Raw genomic sequence first — 4,905 nt, forward strand, 5'->3', positions numbered from 1 at the left:
GAAAAGCGGTAATGAATCCCTTGAGTACCGTTATTACATCAGTTCAGCCAAACTGAGCAAGGCCCGTTTTGCCAATGTGGTACGCAGCCACTGGGCGGTTGAAAATAGCCTGCATTGGGTGCTGGACGCGTCGATGAAGGAAGACCAATGCCAAATATATAGAGGCAATGCGGCGGAGGTATTGTCCGGAGCAAGGAAGATAGCGTTGAATATGCTCCAAGCGGAAACAACTCGAAAAATCAGTATTCCACGCAAACAGAAGCGTGCACACGGTAGCACTGATTATCTGGAGCAGGTACTAACAGCAGGTTTAAAGACGTTGGGTGATATTTAAGCATTCATGCTCTTACCCTGACCCAGCGACAAGCTATTAAATCTAGATGCAATTCGCCTTTGATTGACGGGCTGTGGAGGGCAAAAGCTACACCAATTAGTTTCAACGATATGACTAATTGTGTCAGTTCAACGGAAATCCATAATTTGACATAAATAATTGGATTTTTAACACACTTAACTCGCCGTTATCTGCTGAAATACATTTAAGGAAATAAGAAAGCTGTACGTAATTTTCGAGGTGACTTATGAATGGGTTATACGGCTATAGTTTGGGATTTAGTCATTTTTTCATGATAATCATTTGGGTTGCAATCTTAGTTGGCATTGTTTGGCTTCTGTTATCTGCGAAAAGCTATCATTCTAACGCATCTGAAACTCCGCTGGATATTGCAAAAAAACGTTATGCAAAAGGTGAAATTACCAAAGAAGAATTAGATGAGATAAAGCGTAATCTTTGAATTTATCCACTACGCCGTTATCATGACAGAGTCGCTACAAATATTGGTAGCGACTTTGTGACAATACAAAATCTTATTCGACTATCCAACCAATGTCCAAATACTCTTGTGTCTTCGAAACAAATTTAGGGGCAAACCTGAGTTATTCATCCTCCACAATGTAGAAAAGCAACAATTTTATATCACATAACTAAAATTACGAATTTTGGAATTATCTTAATTTTTTGACACCAATTCTATAGATTATGTATTTATAGAGTTAGTCACCGGCATTCGCACATTTGATTCCTGTGATAAAACAGATAAATAGAGTCCCTCCAATAATGAAGACCAAATCGCTAATCTCATAGGTATTACCGATGTGAATTTGATAAAGCATAACGGGACAAAATAGGATAACAGTAGCCAATACTTGCGAAAAAAAACCTATTACAAATAGCTTGCTACTGCTGAAGTCTGTCTTCCTAGAGCAGTAGGCTATAGACCCAGCCCCTACTAATGAAAGTACTATCATTAGAATTAAATTCATATTCTTCCTTGTGCACATTATTGTGAATCGCCCATGTTACTCTATTCATTCTGTATTATTACGTGGTAAGACGCTAGCATCTTCAAGACTCTGTAGCATTACTAAAATTTGGTCGATTAGCACCTAACAACGAGTTGCACATCTCAGTACTCTGGCACGCAATGGGGCATCGTCGAAATAGAATCTTGGTTCCCCGTTGCCAAGGGCGAATCTAAGCCATCGATAGAGGTCCACCCACTCCAGTCTAACTGTCTGACATCAAAGCTAATCGGCGCATGGGACTCTCAGGAAAACGAATTAAAGAACCATGTTAAGCGCAATTCATGAGAATCCGCGCAGACTATCGATGAACCTCAATATTGGCCAGAGAATAATCATCTCTAGAAAGCGAATTATTTTGCTAGCCCCCTTATAAATAGTTCCAATACGAACTACCTGCCGATTCGTACAAATGGGACAAGTTACACGGAAAGTGCCCTGTCTTTTTAACGCTCGTATCTCAGCACCACAAGCACTACAAAATAGATTTTCGCAAAGTTTGATTGGCAACAATCGAGCTACCGTACGGTCAATAGAAATTTTCTCTTTTACTTCCAGTAGATACTCAATATCCTCGCGTTTTAGATACCCAAGAGTTTGATATTTAATTGTATAAATATCTTCTTCTTTCTCCGACTGGATTACCTCCTCCGTTGAACATACTTCATGAAAAAACGTTCCAAATCCAGCCAGAATCGCAACTGCATCAGTAAGTTCTTCATTTTTTAAAGTTGGCTCCAACCGAATATCATGTCCAAGTAGTACTACATGGGACATTTCGTGTGCAATAATTGTGGTTAAACGGCGATCATCTGTGCAATATTTGTCGTCTACTTCGATATACCAAACACCTGATTCAAAATGAACATGAGCAGCTTCACCATCATCTAGCCACGAATATTTCACCATGATTTTGGGTATTTTTAGTTCGTACTTCTGAGCGCAAGCCAATATTAATTTCTTCAAGAATTCCATTTCTTCATCTTCATCGGGCCCAAATTCACGACTAAATTGTTTAATGCGAATTGCCCGATAAAACTCATGGGTAATATTGGGGGACTTTAGTGATTTGTCGCTAAGTACAGAACGAGCGTGCCGAAGATAATTTCTTAGTTCGACTTTACGTTGATTCGATATCGACATTTCTGTGTTTAGCTGGCTTTGGTTTGGCTTATACATTGTTAGTTTCGCCTCCCCCACATACAGCATCCTCTATTTAGAATGCATTAACATAAACTAATGCTTGGCTCTTCACTCTGATTACACATGTAAAGAACCAAGCCTTCTTACTTATTTACCTTTTGACGGGGCATTCCCTCGGCCACCCCCAGATGGGTTGCCTGACGAGCTTGGCCAATTACCACCTGGCCCCGGATGACTTGATGGGCCTCGACCACCTACACTACCTTTACTAGAACTGCTTCCTTTAGAACCGCTGCTGCCTTTAGCCATAATAAAATCCTTGTTTATGCTTAATGCCGAACTTCATGGCTGACATTCATTACCAGCACAATAAAACACCAATGTAATATTAGTTCATTTGTAGCATTACAAAAATTTGGTCAATGCACTGATATAGGAGTTAACCGCATATCACGTTGCTGAAACATAATGGGGCATTTCCTAGTTAAGATAGTATTGACTCTGAAGTTGCAAAGTAACATTGAGACACCTCTGGAGTTGAAATGGCGGCTGTTCTTAAGCTAGGGTAATAACTCTCTGACGTCACACTCCAAAATCTCAGCTAGTTGATAGGCCTTTTCGAGCGTAATGTTGACCTCACCACGCTCAATTCGTCCTGCATAGCTACGATCTATCTCTGCTAATAACGCCATTTTATCTTGCGAGATCCCGAGAGCCTTGCGCTTATCGCGTAATTTTGCACCAAACTGGATAGCTAAGTCTTTCATTTTTATTCTCGTTAAAGAGAAAGACTATCTAAAGTTGCGGCTTATAAAGCCACGGATTATAATCCTCATTAATTAATATGAAGCTCTCCTAGCCCGGTGAGTTAGCGATACAGAGCTTCTTTGCGAGAAAGTTAATGTCAAAACCATCCATCAAGATCAACGCTCAACTAAATTCCATTCTCCAGGATGAGAACTTTGACAACTTCAGTGTGACACAGCTACTTGACTCATACTTGGCAATGTGTGCAGTGACCAAAGAGCCCAATGAGGCACGCAAATATGTTTACAGACAGATCCATAGACTGGTTAAGAAAGGCTTACTGCTTAAGAAGGGAACAAAAAACTCTAAAAGGATTGTGTACCAGAAGTCTGAGCTGTTTTTTGAGACCAAATTCATCGAGCAAAATACAACGACGTCCACGGCAAACCAGATCACATCAGCCCCCTCGACCACTATTGATGCTATTAAGCAACTTGAAGAACGTTTGAAAGAATCTGAAGTGGATCTACTTACTAGCATTGGTGAATCAGAAGAGTATATGCGATTGTATCAATCCTTCCCCGAAATGAAGACACATCTCGAATCTCAGTACTTACAAGCCCGGGAAAGAAGCTCAAAACTACTTGGGCAAATCAAGGCTATTAAATCTGTCCTCTCTCACCAGCGTAAATAATCTTCATGCGGCTAAGAAAATGGCAATCAGAGTGCGTCAATCGTACTCTAAAGCACTTTAATACCCAACACAGACACTTTCTCTGTTTAGCGACGCCTGGAGCCGGTAAGACAATTATGGCGGCCGAAGTGGCAGCTCAACTACTTGAAGAAGGCCTAATCGACTTTGTGCTTTGCTTTTCACCTTCCATCAATATATCTCAGGGGATCAAGTCCGCATTTTCAAAACGATTGGATTGTCGTTTCGATGGCGTAATAGGGGCTATTGGTTGCTCTTATACCTACCAAAGTATGCTGTCATTCAACGAAGACTTTTGGCAACTACTAAAACGAAATCGCGTACTCGTTGTTTTTGACGAAATCCATCATTGCTCAGGCAGTTCTCTAGAAGATGCGAATGCATGGGGAGAAGAGATCTTACTGAATATTCAAAACCAAGCAGAATACACCCTAGCATTAACTGGCACTCCATGGCGCTCAGATCAGGCACCGATAGCTCTATCTCGTTACACAGATCCGAACAACCAGATTCAATGCGATTACATATACGGTTTAAGGGAAGCTGTAGCTGACGGAGTATGCAGAAATCCCAAGATCGTCTTAATTGATAATGAAAAAATCTCTGTTACTGATGAAGATAATGAAACTAAGACGTTTAATTGTCTGGATGATCTATTCAAAGGTTCTTCGGTTTCTTACCAATCAGTCATCAAAAATGATCTAGCTGTTCGACATGTGTTAAAGCTGGCGACAAACAAGCTCAATAACATTAGGTTGCACAATCCAAATGCAGCAGGATTAGTCGTTGCCTCATCAGTAGAACATGCTACTCATATTCTGAATATTCTCAGAAAAGAGTTTGCACAAACCGCTGAAATCGTTACTGTAGTTGCCCCCACCAAAACGGACAGCTTAACTCGCCACTTTAAGAGCTCGATACTCTCTAGGTGACATCATTTT

Annotated in this window: 5 protein-coding genes and 1 pseudogene; 4 read left to right on the forward strand and 2 right to left on the reverse strand. The window is 40.7% G+C overall.

Features of this window, described 5'->3' with window-relative positions:
* A partial coding sequence (locus PY479_RS17405) for an ISAs1 family transposase (protein WP_275484527.1) occupies positions 1-334 on the forward strand: 334 nt, incomplete at its 5' end.
* A 247-nt stretch (positions 335-581) separates the two neighbouring features.
* The gene (locus PY479_RS17410; RefSeq protein ID WP_212594582.1) at positions 582-794 is read left to right on the forward strand and encodes an SHOCT domain-containing protein; all 213 of its coding nucleotides are present in this window, start codon (positions 582-584) and stop codon (positions 792-794) included.
* A gap of 850 nt (positions 795-1,644) precedes the next feature.
* Here PY479_RS17410 and PY479_RS17415 read toward each other — a convergent pair.
* Together PY479_RS17415 and PY479_RS17420 are read right to left on the reverse strand one after the other, a co-directional pair.
* Positions 1,645-2,541, reverse strand: coding sequence for a hypothetical protein (locus PY479_RS17415; RefSeq protein WP_275484528.1), 897 nt, complete (start codon positions 2,539-2,541; stop codon positions 1,645-1,647).
* Between the two features lie 524 nt (positions 2,542-3,065).
* On the reverse strand, positions 3,066-3,272 hold the full coding sequence (locus PY479_RS17420) for a helix-turn-helix transcriptional regulator (RefSeq protein ID WP_037441191.1): 207 nt from the start codon (positions 3,270-3,272) through the stop codon (positions 3,066-3,068).
* A 134-nt stretch (positions 3,273-3,406) separates the two neighbouring features.
* Between PY479_RS17420 and PY479_RS17425 the strand changes: the two genes are divergently transcribed.
* The gene (locus tag PY479_RS17425; protein ID WP_275484529.1) at positions 3,407-3,946 is read left to right on the forward strand and encodes a response regulator; all 540 of its coding nucleotides are present in this window, start codon (positions 3,407-3,409) and stop codon (positions 3,944-3,946) included.
* Between the two features lie 5 nt (positions 3,947-3,951).
* Positions 3,952-4,830, forward strand: a pseudogene (locus tag PY479_RS17430) (DEAD/DEAH box helicase family protein); the annotation flags it as partial.
* Positions 4,831-4,905: the final 75 nt, after the last annotated feature.

The sequence above is a fragment of the Shewanella sp. A32 genome (assembly GCF_029167175.1).
GTDB classification, from domain to species: Bacteria; Pseudomonadota; Gammaproteobacteria; order Enterobacterales; family Shewanellaceae; genus Shewanella; species Shewanella yunxiaonensis.

Bases quoted from the DNA above. Each gene is read 5' to 3' on its own strand.
- PY479_RS17410 (WP_212594582.1), top strand. From the start codon at position 582: ATGAATGGGTTATACGGCTATAGTTTGGGATTTAGTCATTTTTTCATG.
- PY479_RS17415 (WP_275484528.1), bottom strand. From the start codon at position 2,541: ATGTATAAGCCAAACCAAAGCCAGCTAAACACAGAAATGTCGATATCG.
- PY479_RS17420 (WP_037441191.1), bottom strand. From the start codon at position 3,272: ATGAAAGACTTAGCTATCCAGTTTGGTGCAAAATTACGCGATAAGCGC.
- PY479_RS17425 (WP_275484529.1), top strand. From the start codon at position 3,407: ATGTCAAAACCATCCATCAAGATCAACGCTCAACTAAATTCCATTCTC.